This is a genomic window from Lacinutrix sp. 5H-3-7-4 (genome assembly GCF_000211855.2).
Taxonomy (GTDB): domain Bacteria; phylum Bacteroidota; class Bacteroidia; order Flavobacteriales; family Flavobacteriaceae; genus Lacinutrix.
In genome coordinates, this window is the sequence record NC_015638.1 from 2,299,078 (window position 1) to 2,317,296 (window position 18,219).

The 18,219-nt window shown below is 31.7% G+C and carries 7 protein-coding genes; 4 read left to right on the plus strand and 3 right to left on the minus strand.

Translation table 11 applies throughout. The features are described 5' to 3' along the window. Positions 1–131 precede the first annotated feature (131 nt). From LACAL_RS10350 to hisS, 4 genes are all read left to right on the plus strand, one after another. A complete protein-coding gene (locus tag LACAL_RS10350) occupies positions 132–3,308 on the plus strand; it encodes a carboxypeptidase regulatory-like domain-containing protein (protein WP_041301469.1) in 3,177 nt (1,058 codons plus the stop codon). Positions 3,309–3,430: 122 nt separating this feature from the next. Next, the gene (locus tag LACAL_RS10355; RefSeq protein WP_013870683.1) at positions 3,431–4,327 is read left to right on the plus strand and encodes a glycerophosphodiester phosphodiesterase family protein; all 897 of its coding nucleotides are present in this window, start codon (positions 3,431–3,433) and stop codon (positions 4,325–4,327) included. Between the two features lie 57 nt (positions 4,328–4,384). Beyond that, positions 4,385–4,852 (plus strand): DUF6495 family protein, encoded by a 468-nt coding sequence (locus tag LACAL_RS10360; RefSeq protein WP_013870684.1) that lies wholly within the window; start codon positions 4,385–4,387, stop codon positions 4,850–4,852. Between the two features lie 222 nt (positions 4,853–5,074). Beyond that, positions 5,075–6,457 carry a histidine--tRNA ligase gene (gene hisS / locus LACAL_RS10365; protein WP_013870685.1) on the plus strand — a complete coding sequence of 461 codons (1,383 nt, stop codon included), beginning with the start codon at positions 5,075–5,077 and terminating at the stop codon, positions 6,455–6,457. A gap of 72 nt (positions 6,458–6,529) precedes the next feature. Here the strand turns inward: hisS and LACAL_RS15050 are convergent, their stop codons facing one another. The 3 genes from LACAL_RS15050 to LACAL_RS10380 form a co-directional block, all read right to left on the minus strand. Next, entirely contained in the window at positions 6,530–7,495 is a 966-nt protein-coding gene (locus LACAL_RS15050) for a T9SS type A sorting domain-containing protein (RefSeq protein ID WP_013870686.1), read from the minus strand. A 231-nt stretch (positions 7,496–7,726) separates the two neighbouring features. Further along, on the minus strand, positions 7,727–13,075 hold the full coding sequence (locus LACAL_RS10375) for a LamG-like jellyroll fold domain-containing protein (RefSeq protein ID WP_013870687.1): 5,349 nt from the start codon (positions 13,073–13,075) through the stop codon (positions 7,727–7,729). A gap of 254 nt (positions 13,076–13,329) precedes the next feature. Further along, a complete protein-coding gene (locus LACAL_RS10380; protein WP_013870688.1) occupies positions 13,330–17,973 on the minus strand; it encodes a LamG-like jellyroll fold domain-containing protein in 4,644 nt (1,547 codons plus the stop codon). Between the last annotated feature and the right edge of the window lie 246 nt (positions 17,974–18,219).

Sequence of the window (18,219 nt, forward strand, 5' to 3'; positions counted from 1 at the left end):
AACATTTAGTTAATAAAATATTAAAACTTAAAAGCCATTCACTTTGAATGGCTTTTTTTTTGTGTTAATTTTGCGTTAAAATTATTATGCGTGCATAATGATTACCCTCTAATTCATACAACACAAATAACATGAAAAAACATTCTATTACTTTTTTGCTAATGTTTTTTGTAGCCTTTGCATTTGCTCAAGTTACAACGTCAAACATTAAAGGTCTTATTCTTGATGAGACCAATCAACCATTGCCAGGTGCTAATGTAGTTGCTGTACATACACCAACAGGAACTAAATATGGTTCTGCAACAAATTTTGATGGTCGTTTTAATCTACTTAATTTAAGAGTTGGTGGACCATACAAAATAACAATTAGTTATGTAGGCTATAAAGAGCAAGTTTATAGCGATGTTTATTTAACACTAGGAAAAACGCAAAATATTGATATTGCTTTATCGCCAGATAGTCAAGCTTTAGATACTGTAGTTATTACAGGAACAGGTGGAACAGGAACTTTTGGTAGTGATCGTACAGGAGCAGAAACAAGTGTAGGTCGCCGAGAATTAACAGCTTTACCAACTATTTCTAGATCTGCAGCAGATTTTACAAGGCTGGAGCCTTCTGCATCTGGTAACTCTTTTGGAGGTAGAAACGACCAATTTAACAACTTTAGTTTAGATGGTGCTGTTTTTGGTAATCCATTTGGGTTAGACGCAGCAACTGTTGGAGGTCAAACAGATGCTCAACCAATCTCACTAGATGCTATAGATCAAATTCAAGTATCTTTAGCACCTTATGATGTTACACAATCTGGTTTTACAGGAGCAGCCGTAAACGCTGTAACAAAAAGTGGAACTAATGAATTTCATGGTACTGTGTATGGCTTTTTTAGAAATGAAGACTTAACAGGTGGAGAAATTAATGGAGATGAAGTTTTTAAAGCAGATTTAGAGCAAACGCAATACGGACTTAGTATTGGTGGTCCCGTAATTAAAAATAAATTATTCTTTTTCGCTAACTTTGAAAAAGATGATAGAACAGATTTAGGTTCTCCATTTTCTCCAAATAGAGGAACAGGAGCTGTAAACGAATCTATAGTTGATGTAAACGACTTAAATGCTGTTAGCGATGCATTATTAAATTTAGGATATAATCCTGGACGTTACGAAGGTTTTAATTACGATTCTAACTCAACAAAAGGTATTTTTAAATTAGATTGGAATATAAACGATAATAACCGTTTAGCAGTTATTTATAACTTTTTAGATGCTTCAAAAGAAAAACCAGCTCACCCAACAGCAATTGGTGTAAGAGGTCCAAGTTTTAGAACATTACAGTTTGAAAATTCTGGTTATGAAATTAATAACAAATTAAATTCTTTTCAAGTAGAATTAAATTCTACACTACCAGGAGACATGACTAATAAATTACAATTTGGTTATACTCATTTTGACGATTTTAGAAATCCGCTATCTGGACCAGCTCCAGTTATTACTATTCAAGATGGAGCAGGATCTAATTATATTATTGCTGGTCATGAGCCATTTTCTATTAACAATAAGTTAGATCAAAAAGTACTTCAGTTAACAAATAACTTAAATATTGTTAGAGGAGATCATACATTTACAGTAGGTTTTAATTTTGAGAAATTTAAATTTAAAAACTCATTTAACCTGGTTAACTATGAGTCTTTTAACTTTGGTATTTTTCCTTACTACGGTTTGTTTTCACCGTATCCAGATGTGCAAACGTTCTTAGATAATGCACAACCAGGCGGAGTTGTAGATCAATATTTAACAGCAACTCAAAATGCATTTAACCAATTTAATGCCAATGGCGATGGTAATGATGGTGGTTGGAAATTAGCAGAACTTAATGTTGGTCAATTAGCATTTTACCTTCAGGATGAATGGAATGTATCAGACAAGCTTAAATTAACTTATGGTATTCGTTTCGATAAACCATTATATTTTAATACTTCAGAGTTAATTCAAAAATATATAAATACAGAGAATGGAGCAACAAGAGACAACTCGGTATCATATTTTAACCCAAATACAAACGAAGAAGTAACATTAGAGTCTACTCAATTACCAGATAATAAACCATTAATCTCACCTAGAGTTGGTTTTAACTACGATGTTAAAGGAGATAACACATTCCAGGTTCGTGGTGGAACAGGATTATTTACAGGTCGTTTTCCTTTTGTTTGGTTAGGTAACCAAGTAAGTGGAGCAGATGATGGTTTCTTTCAAATAATCGATCCAGAATATAAATGGCCACAAGTTTGGAGAACAAATATTGGTGGTGATTATAAATTTGAAAACGGTTTAATCATGACGGCCGATGTATCTTATACTAAAGATATTAATGGAGCTCACGTACAAAACTGGGGATTACGTAATCCATCAGAAACTTTAAATGCACCAGGAGATAATAGACCTGTTTATGCAGATTCAGACAAAGGAAACAATGCTTATGTATTTACAAATTCAGACAAAGGTCGTATTTGGAATTTTACAGTAAAAGCACAAAAAACTTTTGGAAGAGGCTTTTATACAAGTTTAGCATATAACTATTTAGATTCTAAAGATGTAAACTCTATTGAAGCAGAAATTACTGGTGATGCTTTCGATTTTAATCAAGTATCTGGTAATGCAAACGACGATGTTTTAAGCTTCTCTAAATATGGAGATAAACATAGATTTATTGGTGTAGCAAGTAAGAAATTTACTTACGGTAACGATAAGTGGTCAACAACGTTATCTACATTCTTTGAGTATGCACAAGGTGGACGTTTTAGCTATACTTATGCAGGAAATATTAATAATGATAGTTCTGGGCAAAACAACGATTTACTTTATGTACCAACACCAGCAGAAGTTCAACAAATGCAATTTTCTGGTACACCAGCAGAACAAGCAACTCAAGCAGCTAATTACGAAGCTTATATACAGCAAGACGATTATTTAAGTGATAGAAGAGGTGATTACTCAGAGCGTTATGGCGCATTAGCACCATGGAGAGGAAAATGGGATGTAAAATTATTACAAGACTATAAATTTAATGTAGGCGATGGTAAAACAAATACAATTCAGTTTAGTGTAGATGTTTTAAACATTGGAAACCTATTAAATAGCGATTGGGGAGTTGTGCAAATACCTAATAACGTAAGCCCTATTTCAGTAAATTTAGACCAGAGTACAAACACACCAACTTATACTTTTAATGAGTCTAACCAAGAAACTTTTGGTTACGATTCATCATTATTATCAAGATGGCAAGCACAATTTGGAGTTCGTTATATTTTCTAATAACAACACATAATAATTACGTAAATTTGCGCTTCTAATTTTTATTAGAAGCGCATTTTTATTTATAGATATTTAAACAATTAAACTTATTTTAAAATTATCGCTTACGCGGAAAAACAAATATGAAAAATTTATACTTTTTAATATTATTCGCCTTAATAATTTCTTGTAAAAACACAGAGAAAGAAACTGTTGTTAAAACTGAAGTTGAAGAACAAACAGAAAAAAAATCTATTTTATTAGAAACCTTTAAGTATAACCCAAATGCTAAACCAGTAATAAGTGTACATCGTGGAGGAAAAAGTATAAAAAAATTTCCGGAAAATTGCTTAGAAACTTTGCAATACGTAAACGATAGTATTCCTGCCATTTATGAAATAGACGTAGCTAAAACTAAAGATGGTAAGTTAGTTTTATTGCACGATAATACTTTAGAACGAACAACAACAGGAACAGGAAAATTAACAGATTATACATACAACGAATTAAAAGTATTTAATTTAGAAGATGATTTTGGAAATGAAACAACATTTAAAATCCCATTATTTGCTAAGGTTTTAAATTGGGCAAAAACAAATAATGTTGTTTTAACCGTAGATATTAAAAGAAGTGTAGCTGTAGAGCAGGTAATAGATGAAATTAGAAAAGAACAAGCAGAAGATGTTTGTGTAATTATTACTTACGATTTAAAACAATCTCAAAAAGCATATAACTATGCACCAGAATTTTTACTATCTGTTTCTGCTAGAAATGAAAAAGAATTAGATTGGTTAATACACTCAAACATACCAACAGAAAATATGCTAGCCTTTACAGGAACACGTTTATCTGCTAATGAATTTTATAAAAAAGTACATTCTTACGGTATAAAAACAATTTTAGGAACATTAGGAAATTTAGACAATCAAGCAGCAGCTAAAGGCGATAAAATGTATCAAGAATGGAGAGAAAAAGGTATCGACATTTTTGCTACAGATAGACCTTTTGCAACAGCCAAAGCATTAAACATTACAAAATAAATAAAGATTTACTAATCGATTACAACACAATCTCTCTAGTAAAAAAATAGTACAAAAATGAAATATTCTAGACTTACAAAAGAGCAATTTGAAGAATTACACCAAGAATTTATAAACTTTTTAGCAACGCAATCTATCACTGCCGATGAGTGGCAGGATATAAAAACAAATAAGCCAGAAGTTGCAGAGCAAGAATTAGATGTATTTAGTGATTTAGTTTGGGAAGGCGTTTTAAATAAAACTAAGTATTTAGAGCATATTTCACCTAAAGATATTCACTTGTTTTCTTTAAATGAAGATCACATGCATTTAATAGGCATAAAAGTTAAAGAAGAAGTAGACTTAACAACAACAGATGGTTTTAATTGGCTTAGAAGCAATTTAATGCACGATAATGTAGAATTTGTGCAAGCTAAAAAAGACTATAGCGAAGATAAAAACTTAGATAAATTTACACTTATACAGCAAGGCTCTAATATTACAAAAGGAGAATTGTATGAGTATATGTTTAAACTTATAAATTAAATAAACAATCAATCGTCATTGCGAGGACGAAGGACGTGGCAATCTGTTTGTTGATTTGGATAAATTTTCAATTCAAAAGTTACAAAGCTTTTTTTCTAATGAAAAAAGCTCGCAATGACGGAAACGATTTAAAATTAAAACAACTATTTTTGTTATTCCGCACTTGATGCAGAATCTATTAAAGTAATCTATTAAAAGCTCCCTTTCTTCAAGGGAATAAATATGGCACAAAAACCAAGCATACCAAAAGGAACACGAGATTTTAACCCAGAACAAGTTGCAAAACGTAACTATATTTTTAGTACAATAAAATCGCAATTTGAAACCTTTGGTTTTCAGCCAATAGAAACACCAAGTTTTGAAAATAGCGATACGCTAATGGGAAAATACGGTGAAGAAGGTGACCGTTTAATATTTAAAATATTAAATAGTGGTGATTATTTATCTAAAGTAAATGACGACTTATATGCTGAAAAAAACTCGAATAAAGTAACTCCAAAAATATCAGAAAAAGCTTTACGTTACGATTTAACAGTGCCATTTGCACGTTACGTTGTACAACACCAAAACGATATTGAGTTCCCTTTTAAACGTTACCAAATGCAGCCAGTTTGGCGAGCAGATAGACCACAAAAAGGACGTTTTAGAGAGTTTTACCAATGTGATGCAGATGTTGTTGGTAGTGATTCATTATGGCAGGAAGTAGAATTTGTACAGCTGTACGATAATGTATTTACAGCTTTAGGTTTAAAAGGCACAACTATAAATATTAACAACCGCAAAATATTATCTGGAATAGCAGAAGTTATTGGCGCAAGTGATAAGCTAATAGATTTTACAGTCGCTTTAGATAAGTTAGACAAAATAGGAGAGGAGAAAGTTAAAGAAGAAATGTTAAGTAAAGCTATACCGCAGAGCGGAATAGATAAACTACAACCATTGTTCTCTTTAGCAGGAAGTTTCGATGCCCAAATTGAAAGTTTAAAAGATATTTTAAGTACTTCTGAAGAAGGAAAAAAAGGTATTGAAGAATTAGAATTTATAAATAATGCAATTAATACGCTTGGTTTAAAATCTGCAAAATTACAGCTAGATGTTACGCTAGCAAGAGGTTTAAATTATTATACGGGCGCAATTTTTGAGGTTTCTGCACCAAAAGGTGTTAAAATGGGATCCATTGGTGGTGGTGGAAGATACGATGATTTAACTGGTATCTTTGGTTTGAAAAATGTAAGCGGTGTAGGTATTAGTTTTGGTTTAGATCGTATTTATTTAGTGATAGAGGAATTAGGTTTATTTCCAGAAACTATTACAAAAAGTACAGAAGTTTTATTTATAAACTTTGGTGATAACGAAGCGCTTTTTAGTTTAAAAGCTATTAAATTTTTAAGAGAAAATGGCGTGAACGCAGAGTTGTATCCAGATAAAATTACTAATGGTAAGCATATGAAAAAACAAATGAATTACGCTAACAAACGTAATATTCCATTTGTAGTTTTAGTGGGTGAAGAGGAAATGAATAGTGAGGCTTATACTTTAAAAAACATGAACACTGGAGATCAAACAAAATTAGATTTAAGTGCTTTAATTAAAGCTGTAAAATAATTTTAAAAAAAATAAATAAAAAAATCCTGAAACGTTAAGTTTCAGGATTTTTTATTTTACTAAACTTTAGGCTTAGTTAATACTAACCTTTTTCATAAGTTTTCCAACAGCTGTATTAGCTATAATTATGTAATTACCAGCAGGTAAATTATTAGTTTCAATTGTTGTGTTTTCTTGTTTGCTTAAAGCGTTATATTTTACTTTTAATTTACCATTAAGCGTGTAGATATAAACAGATTCTACTTCATGTTTATTTTCGTTTTCTATAATAATAGTTTTAGTACTATTTATATAATATAAAGCTATTTTATTACCACCTGGTGTTGTAACGTCTATTTCAGGTTCATCGGTTGTATCTTCATCTTCATCATTATCTTCTTCATCATTATCTTCATCATCATTTTCTTCTTCCTCGTCATCATTTTCATCATTCTCATCTGTTTCCTCACTTTCTTCAGTTTCTTCGTCTTCGCTACTGTTGTCATCTTCTTCATCATCTTCTTCTTCTTCTACATCTTCACTATTATTTACTTCATTCGTATTAAAAAACCTTAACTCAAAACGGTCTAAATATGATCCCGCAGCTAAATCTATAGAGAATCCGTCATTATTTGTAATATCATGATATTTGTCTGTTACTTTATCGTAAACTGAAACACCTAAACTATCTGGAGCATTTAAAATTTCGTCTATTAAAATTGTGCTAATTCCAGACTGTGTATGTAAACCTATAGGTAAAACGGTGTTAAAATCTATAACATCTACACCTTGACTTACAAACCTGATATCGTTTATTAACCAATACATATCGTTTTGAAAATTCTCATATAATTCGGCATCATAACCAAAATCTATTCCAGATGTAGCGTTACTATCTTCTGTTACAAGTAACTGTCTATGAAAATTGTCGACAGAATTAAATCCTAATCTTATTTTTAATCTTTGGTCGGTTTCTGTGTTAGACTGAGCGAAAACAGTATAGCAAAGGGAAAATAAAAATATGGTTAATAGCGAATGTTTTAGCGTAGAGTTATTCATAATTTGAATGGTTTAAATAGTTTAATTAATAGCACAGAGAGAAAGAATCTCCTTCTCAAATCTATAGCTATTGTTGTGTTAATTTTTAAAAAAACCTATGACAAGTAAAAAAAACAGATGTAAGGTTTTTGAGTGCGAATTATTAGGATGAACGGCTAGTGTTAGTTTTAGAAAGCCTGAAAGACTGTCTGTTTAGGCTTTGTGTAATGTTTGTTTTTTTTAGTTAGAACGTCACTCTATTAATACTTTTTTAGCAATTTTACCAATGTTAGTATTGATGTTTAATATATAGTTTCCGGAACTTATATTGCTTGTTTTTAGTGTAGTGTAGTCTTGAGTCTCTATAGCATCAAAATAAATAATTTCTTGGCCTAACATATTTATAAGGGAGACAGATTTTATAGGTTGTAATTTAGGATTGTTAATTATTATAGACTCGTTATTATTAGTGAAATAAAACTGTATTCCTGTTTGGGTTAAATAGTCTTCTGTACTTAATGAATTTCCATTAGAGAATCTTAATTCAAAACGATCCATATAGCTACCAGCTGGTAGGTTTATTGAAAAACCAGGATTATTTTTTATATCGTTATAAGTACCTGTAACAGCATCATATATAAAAATATCTAAATCATTAGGGACATTTGTTAGTTCTTCTATTTTAAAAGTACTTATACCATTAACATCTGTATGTAAACCAATTGGTAGTATAGTAGAGGCTTTAATAATATTTATACCTTGAATAAGAAACTTTTTATTGTCTATTACCCAATACATATCATCTTCATGAGTTTCGTTTAATTCTCCATCGTAACCAAAATCAATTTGTGGTGTAGCATTATCATCTACCGTTACTAATATTTGTCTTTTATAGGTGCAAGTAGTATTAAGAGATAAACGAATTTTCATTCTTTCATCTTGTAATGCAGTAGTAGAAGTGCTATTACTAGGAGCATTTCTAATAAAAGTAGAATTAGCGCCTTCTATTTCAAATACTCTTTGATTATTGTTAAAAACAATGTTTCCGCTACTGCTTCCAGTTACAAAGAAACCTTGAGAAACAGGAATGTATCTACCAGGTATTTTATTAGCATTACCTGTACCGGTATTACCATTTGTATTATAATCATACTGCATAGCGGGTATAGCTCCAGATAAGTTGTAAGTAGCATAACCACCTTGATAGTTTGAAGTTACATGAGAGTTTCCACCCCAATGTTCCCAAAAATATAAAGTACCATTTGTATTTGGGTTATCTGCAATAAAAATATTAGCGTCTATTGCTGATGCGTATGGGTTTCCAACTAAATATTCGTTAGCAGGATCTATATGTAGTGTAATCTCACCATTGTTAGGTTTTCCTTCTAATACATAGTTTTGTGTTAATAATACATTATTATTGGTGTTAGCAACACCTTTCATTGTGAAACCTTCACCAGCCTGCAATGTACCAGTACTGCGTAAATGTTCCCAATTATAATAGTTATTAGCTAAATTTCCATATTTCCATATCCAGTAATCTGCTATCCCTATTGGTGATCCAGATGTACCATCGTAACTATTTGTAATAAAGTTTATTGCTAATGGATTGTTAGGGTCTGTACCATCTTGAAATATTTGTGGTACTGTATAGCTGTTATTGTTTGTAGAATTATTGCCTAAGCCTACTGGTGAAGACCAGTAGTTGTAGGTGTATAAATCTTGTGTTCCTTGTTGGTCTCTTTCTAGAGTACCTGAACTTAAAGGATCTAAATCTGAGTTTAACGTTTGAATAAGTTGCGACTCACCTTGTAAATCTATTTTACCATGAATTTTAAGATAATGCGTTACTGTTAATGCGTTACCTTCATTTGTAAGTGTATTTCCATTTATTGTTAAATTGTTAGCATCAACTGTAAGGCTTAATAAAGTTCTATTATTATTGTTGTCTTGTGGAAGTGATGAGTTTTCAAAAGTTAAATTGTGCGATGTTTTTACAATATTCCAATCTATAGTAATGTTAGAATCAACAATTGAAGCAGATCCAGGAATGTATTGCTCGGTTCCATTTGTCCATGTTGTGTTTGTATTCCAATCACCATTAGTGGCTGTTGTATAAGGTAATGGTGCAGATTGGTATTCTATACTAAATTTATTTGTATTTGTTAATGTACCTCTATTTCCATTTCCAGAAACATCGTTTAAATGAGTGCCTATATAAGAATTCATATTATAATAGGCTAGAAGGTTGTTCCAGCTTACTACTTCAATTTCATTTTTTGTAATATTATTAGGTACTACAGTACCATTTACATAATTTGTAGCGTTTTCCAACTCCTGGTTCATTACATAGCGTAATTGGTTATTTGTTAAAGCAGTGTTCCAGATTCTAATCTCATCAATATCTCCTTTAAAATAATCTATAACGTTAGTTTTATCAACGTAAATAGCACCAATTGAAAAATCTGATCCATTTGGAGTTGGTGCATTTAATATTTGAACTTTATCTAAAACACCATCTATATACAAACGCGCTTCATTACTACTGTAAGTAACAGAAACATGATGCCAAACATTATTTGGTATAGTTGTGTTAGAGTTTATTCTGTCTGAGGCTGATGTGCCTACAGCAAAACTTAAAATATTACTATCTGTAATAAAAAACCTGTAACCAGTAGTTCCATTACTTTTAGCAACAATAGTTTTATCTGTAGCTAAATTATTACTACCGTCTAATTTTACCCAAGCAGATGCTGTAAAACTTCCTCCTAAATCTATTTTATTACCAACAAGAGTAAAATTATCTTCACCATCAAAGCCTAAATGTCTGTTTGTTATTTCTTCATGAGCAATACCAAAAGTGAAATATTTAGTGCCATCAAAATCGTAAGTTCCTTCTAGAGTGGCAGTACCATTAAAAGTACTTGGGTCTAAAAATACTGTAGCTAAATTACTTGTAAAATTAGCATCGTCTGCAACAAGCATTACATAAGCATCTCCTCCAGTTAAAGCTGGTAATCCAGCTAAATCGTTTTGAAAAACAGAAACTTCAACTTTACTAACATCTCCAGCTGTTTCAACAATTTTCCATTTTCTATTCATAATATCTGTTACAGTAGTTACAGTGGCAGTCCCTAGATTAACAGCTATATTTGTAGAAGAAGAGTTTGTGTTTTGTCCGTCGTTACCCCAAATTAAAAATTCGTTATCTGTATCGAAAGTTTGTGTATTAAGGTTGTTTGTTAGTTCTGTATTATGTAATGCAAATGAAACAATAGCTGTAGAGTTTACACTTTTAGATTGTTTTTGATATAATTCTGAAACATCATCACGACCAATTCCTGCAATATCAAAATTGTACCCAGAGTTAGCTGAAACATCCCATATTTTACTAGCATTTGAATCTACATAATCTTGAGAAGTACCATTAGTACCTAATGTAATACCGTATTTTATTGCTAAATACGATTGAATTTTATTTCTTTCGTCTAAAAGATTTGTATCATTTTTACGTGAAGAGTAAGAGATAACTTCAACAATTCTTGCATTAGTAGCGGCTTCGTAACCTTCACTTCTTCCTAACCAGTATCTTGAATTATTTACATTAGAAAAATCTGGTAAATCATTTTGTACGGTTTCAACATTGTTGGCGTTATAATATAGTTCTTGCCTAGATATAGCAGTATTATTTCTGGCATTTAAAATACCTACATTGCTATAATTCATAGTTGTACTAGTATCTGCAACACCATATCCTACATACGGCGGATCTTGTGTTGTACTACCTACACAATACGAAAAAGACTCGTCTGTAAACCTTGCAGAATATCTGCCAAATCCTAATCCAGTGACATCTTCTGTATTGGTTGCAATGTCCTCGTCTCCACAAAATAAATCCATATTTCCAAAAGTGCTGTTAATGGCAACATCTGGTAGTACAACAGCAAAAATGTCTTGTGAGAAAAAACCTGTAGAACCTTGTAGAAAATCTCCAGAAACATCATCAAAAGAATAATCATTATCTGTTGGTGATAAAGTGTAAGAGCTGTCGAAATCTACCACAGGATTATAATTTACATTAAAATTGGGGTTATCTCTATAAGTTGGCTCTTGGCCTGTAATATTTACTGTAGCATCATTAGAGTTTGCTTGGTCTAGCCATTGTGTTAATGGTTGGTTATCTGTACTTCCAGCGCCATGATTAGCTTTTAGCCATAGTTCTAAATTTGCAGTAACACCGCCAGGACCTTCGGTTAAAGGTGTAAAACCACGACCTTGAATGCTAAAAGTGTAAGGGTTTTCATTAGAATCATTATTTGCAATAGATATTAAAGCGGTTTTAATTCCTGCAGACGATGGATGAAATGTTATTTCAAATGTAGTAGAACTACCGGCATTTATTGTTTGGTTTGGTGTACTTGTTAATGAAAAATCTGAAGCATGTGTGCCTGTAATAGTTACATATGGAGAAGTTCCTGTTAAGTATAAGGGAAATGTAGTGCCTTGGTTTTCTATTGTAAAAGTATTTGAGTTAGACCCAATAATTTCTTCTACAGGACCAAAATCTGTATTATTTGCTGTATTTGTTGTGAAATCACCATTACTAATATCTATACTGTTTCCAGTAATATTTATTTCTGCTTCGGGAACATTAATTGCGTTTACAGTTATGTTGTCTACAGCAATATCACTTCTATAACCAGTGCCAGTATTTCCTGCGATTCTTAAAACTATTGTTTGTCCAGCATATGCTGAAAGATCTATGGTTGCAATGCTCCATGGAGCAGCATTACTAATTTGTGATTGTCCATTTTGTGACCATATTGTAGTTGGAAAACTTAAACCAGAATTTGTACTTATATCAACTCTTAAAGATCCCATTTCTAGTCCAAACATATGATAGTTAAAAGTTAATTGTGCTGAAGAAACAGAACCTAAATTATAACAAGGACTAATTAAATTTGAGTTATTATTAAAATTATTAGTAGCTTCAGTATAAATATAAAAGTTACCATCACTGGCAGAATTTGGTCCAGTGCCACTTGATGGAGTTCCATTAGAGTGTCTAGTCCAGTTAAAACCATCACTATTATCTTGAGACCACAATCCTAAATCTGTTTCAAAGCTTTCTGTATGTGGAAAAGTATTAACTGTAGAGGTGCAAGACCCAGAGCAAGTTCCAGAAACGTTAAAATTTAAAGAAGTACCCGTTTGTGATGCAGTAGCACCAGAATTTGCTAAAACAGTTGTGCCTCCAGCAGTTATTATTACATTTGGATTAGTACCATTCCAACCGTCACCATAAGTATCATACATAATTATATAATAATTATTGGCATTGGTTAAACAATTTAAACTTAATGTTGTAGAGTAAGAGTTGTTTGTAGAACCATTATACCCATTATCAATGGTAGCTAATAGTGTTCCGCCAGGATTATATACTTCAACTCTGTTTTCTGAAGACCAATTTGGCCAATTAACAGAAACCTCAACGTATGAAGTTTGTGCACTGCAATATGTGGATATTGCCATAAATAAAATTGAAATAGCAATTTTATTTATAAAATTAAAAGAGTGATTAATAGCGTAAAGTTTTTTCATAAATAGCGAGATTATAATTTGGGATATAAACTAATTCTCGGAGTAAAACTATTTAGATAATAGTTTAAGCGCAAAATAAATCGATTAAAAGCAATTTATTTAACTAATTTTATGAAAAACATCGGTGTATGGTTAATTTTTTAGTTGAAATACATTTGAGTTGGATTTTGTTCAAACAAAAAATCCCAAAGAAAACTTTGGGATTTGGAAAACATAAATAAGAAATTTATTATAGATAGGTATCTGGTTTAGGATTATTCAATTAATACTTTTTTAGAAATTTTTCCAATATTAGTATTGATGTTTAAGATATAGTTTCCGGTACTTATGTTACTTGTTTTTAAAGTTGTATAATCTTTAGTTTCAATAGAATCGAAAGAAACAATCTCTTGACCTAAAACATTTATTAAAGAAACAGAGTAAATTTCTTGTAATTCTGGGTTGTTAATAACAATTGACTCATTGTTATTTGTAAAGTAGAATTGAATTCCTGTGTCTTCAGCTAAAAAATCTTCGGTACTTAAAGAGTTTCCGTTATAGAATCTTAATTCAAAACGATCTGTATAAGTTCCAGCAGGTATATCTATAGAAAATTCCGGATTATTTTTTATGTCGTTATATGTATCTGTTAATGCATCATATATATAAATCTCTAAGTCGCTAGGTACATTAATAAGTTCGTCTATTTTAAATGTATTAATTCCATCTATATCTGTATGTATTCCTAACGGAAGAGAAGTTGTAGAATCGATATAATCTATACCTTGAATATTGAATTTTCTATTATCAATCATCCAATACATATCATCTTTATGAGTTTCATTTACTTCGGCATCATATCCAAAATCAACTTGAGAAGTAGCATTACTATCTACTGTTACTAATAGCTGTCTTTTATAGGTACTAACAGAGTTAAAACCTAAACGAATTTTCATTCTATTATCAGTATCAGTATTTGGGTTATTAGTAAAATTAGAACTGTTTGATGAGCTTCTAATAAAAGTTGAGTTTATACTTTCTTTTTGAAAAACTCTTTGATTATTATTAAAGTTTATAGTTCCATTATTGCTACCAGTTACAAAAAATCCTTGAGCCACTGGAATGTAACGTCCTGGTAATTTATTTGATGCTCCTGTTCCTGTGTTTCCTCCAGTAGCATAATTATGCTGCATAGCTGGTGTTGCACCAGATAGGTTGTAGGTTGCATAACCTCCTTGGTAATCTGTTGTAACATGAGATCCGCCACCCCAATGTTCCCAGAAATATAAACTTCCAGTTGTATTTGTATTGTCTAAAATAAATCTATTAGCATCGATAGCAGAAGCATATGGGTTTCCTACTAAATATTCGTTTGCTGAGTTTATTGGTAATGTTATTTCTCCATTATGAGGCTTTCCTTCAAGTATGTAATTTTGCTCTTGTAATACATTGCCACTTGTGTTTGCAACTCCTTTCATGGTAAAGCCTTCTCCAGCTTGTAATGTACCAGTACTTCTTACATGCTCCCAATTATAATAATTATTTGCTAAGTTACCGTATTTCCAAATCCAATAATCTGCAATTCCTACCGCATTTCCTGGAGAAGATGGCGTACCATCGTAAGAGTTTGTTATAAAATTAATAGCAATTGGATTACTAGAATCTGTACCATCTTTAAATATTTGAGGTATAGAGTAGTTATTGTTATTTGAAATTGAATTTGTTACTCCTACTGGTGAAGACCAATAATTATAAGTATATAAATCCTGAGTTCCTTGTTGGTCTCTTTCTAGAGATCCAGAACTTGATGGATCAAGATCTGAGTTTAAGGTTTGTAATAATTGAGATTCTCCTTCTAAATCAATTTTACCATCTAAATTTAAATAGTGAGTTACAGTTATAGCATTTCCAGTGTTAGCAGTTGTGTCTCCATTAAGAGTTAAAGTATTTGAATTTACATTTAATGCTAATACTTTTCTTTCATTATTACTTGTAGTAGGTAGTATAGCATTATCCATGGTAATGTTGTGGCTAGTCTCTACTATATTCCAGTCTACAGTTAAAGTATTGTCAACTATAGATGTTGTACCTGGAATGGTTTGTAAGTTTCCATTTTCCCAAGTTCCATTAGTGTTCCAATCTCCATTAGTTGTACTTCTATATGGTAAAGGTGCCGTTTGGTAGTCTACTGTGTTTAGGTTTCTAAGTGCTCCTTGATAACCATTACCAGATTCGTCTTCTGTATTTGTATAGGTATAAATAGACATAGGGTAGTAGCCAGCTAAACTAGACCATGGAATAGAAGCAACTTCATTTTTAGTAATTGTATTAGGTAAAACCTTACCAGATACAAAAGCTGCATTTTGCTCTATTTCCTGATTCATTATATATTGTAATTGAGCTTGAGTTAACTCTACATCCCAAACGCGAACCTCGTCTATATTACCTCTAAATAGTTGCGTAGGGTTACTTTTTGAAGCAGCAGCAATAAGGAAAGCTTCATTTGTAGCTAATGGTACATTTCTATTAGCAGATCTATCTAAGACACCATCAATATAAAGATAAACTCTAGTGCCGTTGTAAATAGCAGCAACATGGTGCCACTCATCATCAGGAATTGATGTAAAAGAAGTTAGATTTTGATTTGATCCATTTCTCCATCTAATTTGTAGTCTATTATCGTTTATAACTCTAAAATCATAACCTTGCGTTAAGGTGCTATTTCTTTTAGAAACAATTGTAGATATACCACTATCTGCAGCATCTCTTTTTATCCAAGCAGATACTGTAAATCCAGATGGATTTAAATCAAGGTTATTGTCAATATCAATATAATCTTGATTTCCATCAAAATAAATAGAACGTTCTACAATTACTTGCGGTGCGTAACCAAAAGTTACATATTTAGTTCCATCAAAATCATAGCTAGCTTCTAAGTTTGCTCCATTACTAGTCATTAATCTGTAATCTGCAGTTGGATCAAAAACAGGAGTATCTGAAATAAACATGTAGTAACTTCCTGGAGGATTAATGTTTCTAATTGCATTTTGAGGAATTGAAACTTTTACAGTTTCAACATCGCCTCCATTTTCAACAACTTTCCAAATACGTTGCATACCTAAAAAACTAACAGGTGTTGAAAGACCTGGAATACCACTACTCATATCTACGGCAACAGTAACTGGTGCAGCATCTAAGCTAGCATTATTGTTTCCCCAAGTAAGAAATTCTCTATTATTAAAAGAAGTTGGGTTAGCAGCTTGGTTTACACTGTTAGTATTATAAATATCTGTAAGTCCCATAGTAACTAATCCGCGAGTTTCACCAATGCCATCTAATTGTGAGTTCACACTTTTAGATTGCCTTTGGTCTAATTCTGCTGCATCATCTCTACCAATACCAGTAATATCGTAATTAAAACCGGCATTAGCAGATTGATCCCAAATTATATTTCCTTGACTGTCAACATAGTCTTGACTTGTACCATTTACACCAAGAGTAATACCATATTTAATAGCTAAATACGATTGAATTCTATTGTGTTCTTGTGTAAGGTTAACGTCACTTTTTCTTGAATTATAAGTAATAACTTCGGCAATACGACCATCAAAACTACCATTCCAGTATTGACTTCTTCCCAACCAATATCTACCATTATTTATAGTAGTATATCTTGAAATATCGTTTGTTTCGTTACCTACTTGATTGCCATTAAAGTAAAGCTCCATATCTGTGTCTGAAGCATTTTGTCTAACATTTAATATTTGTATTTGATTGTAATTTGTTGCAGAATTTGTATCTGCTCTTCCATAACCATTTTCATTAGGGTTAGAAGGTGTTTCACTTGTTGTACCTATACAAAAAGCTAATCTTTCATTGTTTATTCTAGCTGTATATGAGCCATAACCAAATCCAGTTACATCTTCTGTATAGCTTTCTGCTAAAGGATCAGAACCTGTAAAAGTATCTAAAGGAATCATTGAATTTGTAATGTTAGGATCTGGCATTAACACAACAAAAATATCATTTGTACTAAATCCTCCAGTACCTTTAAGTTCATCTCTGTTGTTAATATATGTCATGTCTGAAGAAGCCGTATTATTGTTATTCTCAAATTCAATAACCGGATTAAAGTTCATGTTTTTATTATTGTTGTTTCTGTATACTGGTTCTTGTCCAGTAACAACAACTTCGGCATTATTACCTTTACCGTTATCTACCCATTGGTTAACATTAGTACCATCAGTTCCATAGTTAGCTCCATCTAATTGGTCGGCTTTAAGCCATAAATCTAAATTATTGGTAACTCCTCCAGGCCCAGTAATTGGATTTCCATATATTGTACCTTTAATTAAAACATCATCAATCATTACATAATCACCTGTGTTGCTTGCATCACATCTAATTCTAAAACGACCAGTAGGTAAAAAAGGAAAAGAATAATCTGCAGCAAATAAGGTTACTGTTTTGCTATAAAAAATTCTTGAATTTGTAGCTTGAAAGTCTGCACTCTTATTATTAACGTTTCCACTAACAAAACGAGCAACGGTTTCCCAATTAGAGAAAACTCCTCCAGAATTATACTCAATAAAGAAGTCTTCTCCAGTTTCCATACTATAAGCAGTAAAGAAAAATTTAAGATCTATTTTATCGTATAGACCTAAACTATAAGAAGGAGAAGTCATTGATGAGTTTGCTCCTAAATTATCTCTTAACCAGAAACTATAATTGTTACTGTAGGCGTATGTGCCATTAAACTGCCTGTAGGCTTGGGTAGAACCAGACCAACCTTGAGTACCAGATTCAAAATCATAGAATCCAAGCTCTGTTGTAATTTGAGCAGTTAAAGAATTAATATTCAAAAAGCCAAATAAGGCCATAACAACGAGTAAACTCGTTTTAATCGTAAAGTTTTTCATAATCGTAGGTCGATTTAGGGTAACTGTTTGGGATAACAGACTGTAAAAGTAAAATAAATGTCTGTAATCCGCAAATTTATTCGATGAAATGCATTGTTGGTTTGTAATTACTTAAAAAGCAGTGTATTGTGATTCTGATTTTAGTTGCGTCTTAACTTTGAATTATGCATTTCGTCGATGATTTTTAATTTTAGACAGAAAAAAAGGTTGATTAAACGAATAATCAACCTTTTAATAAGAAATATT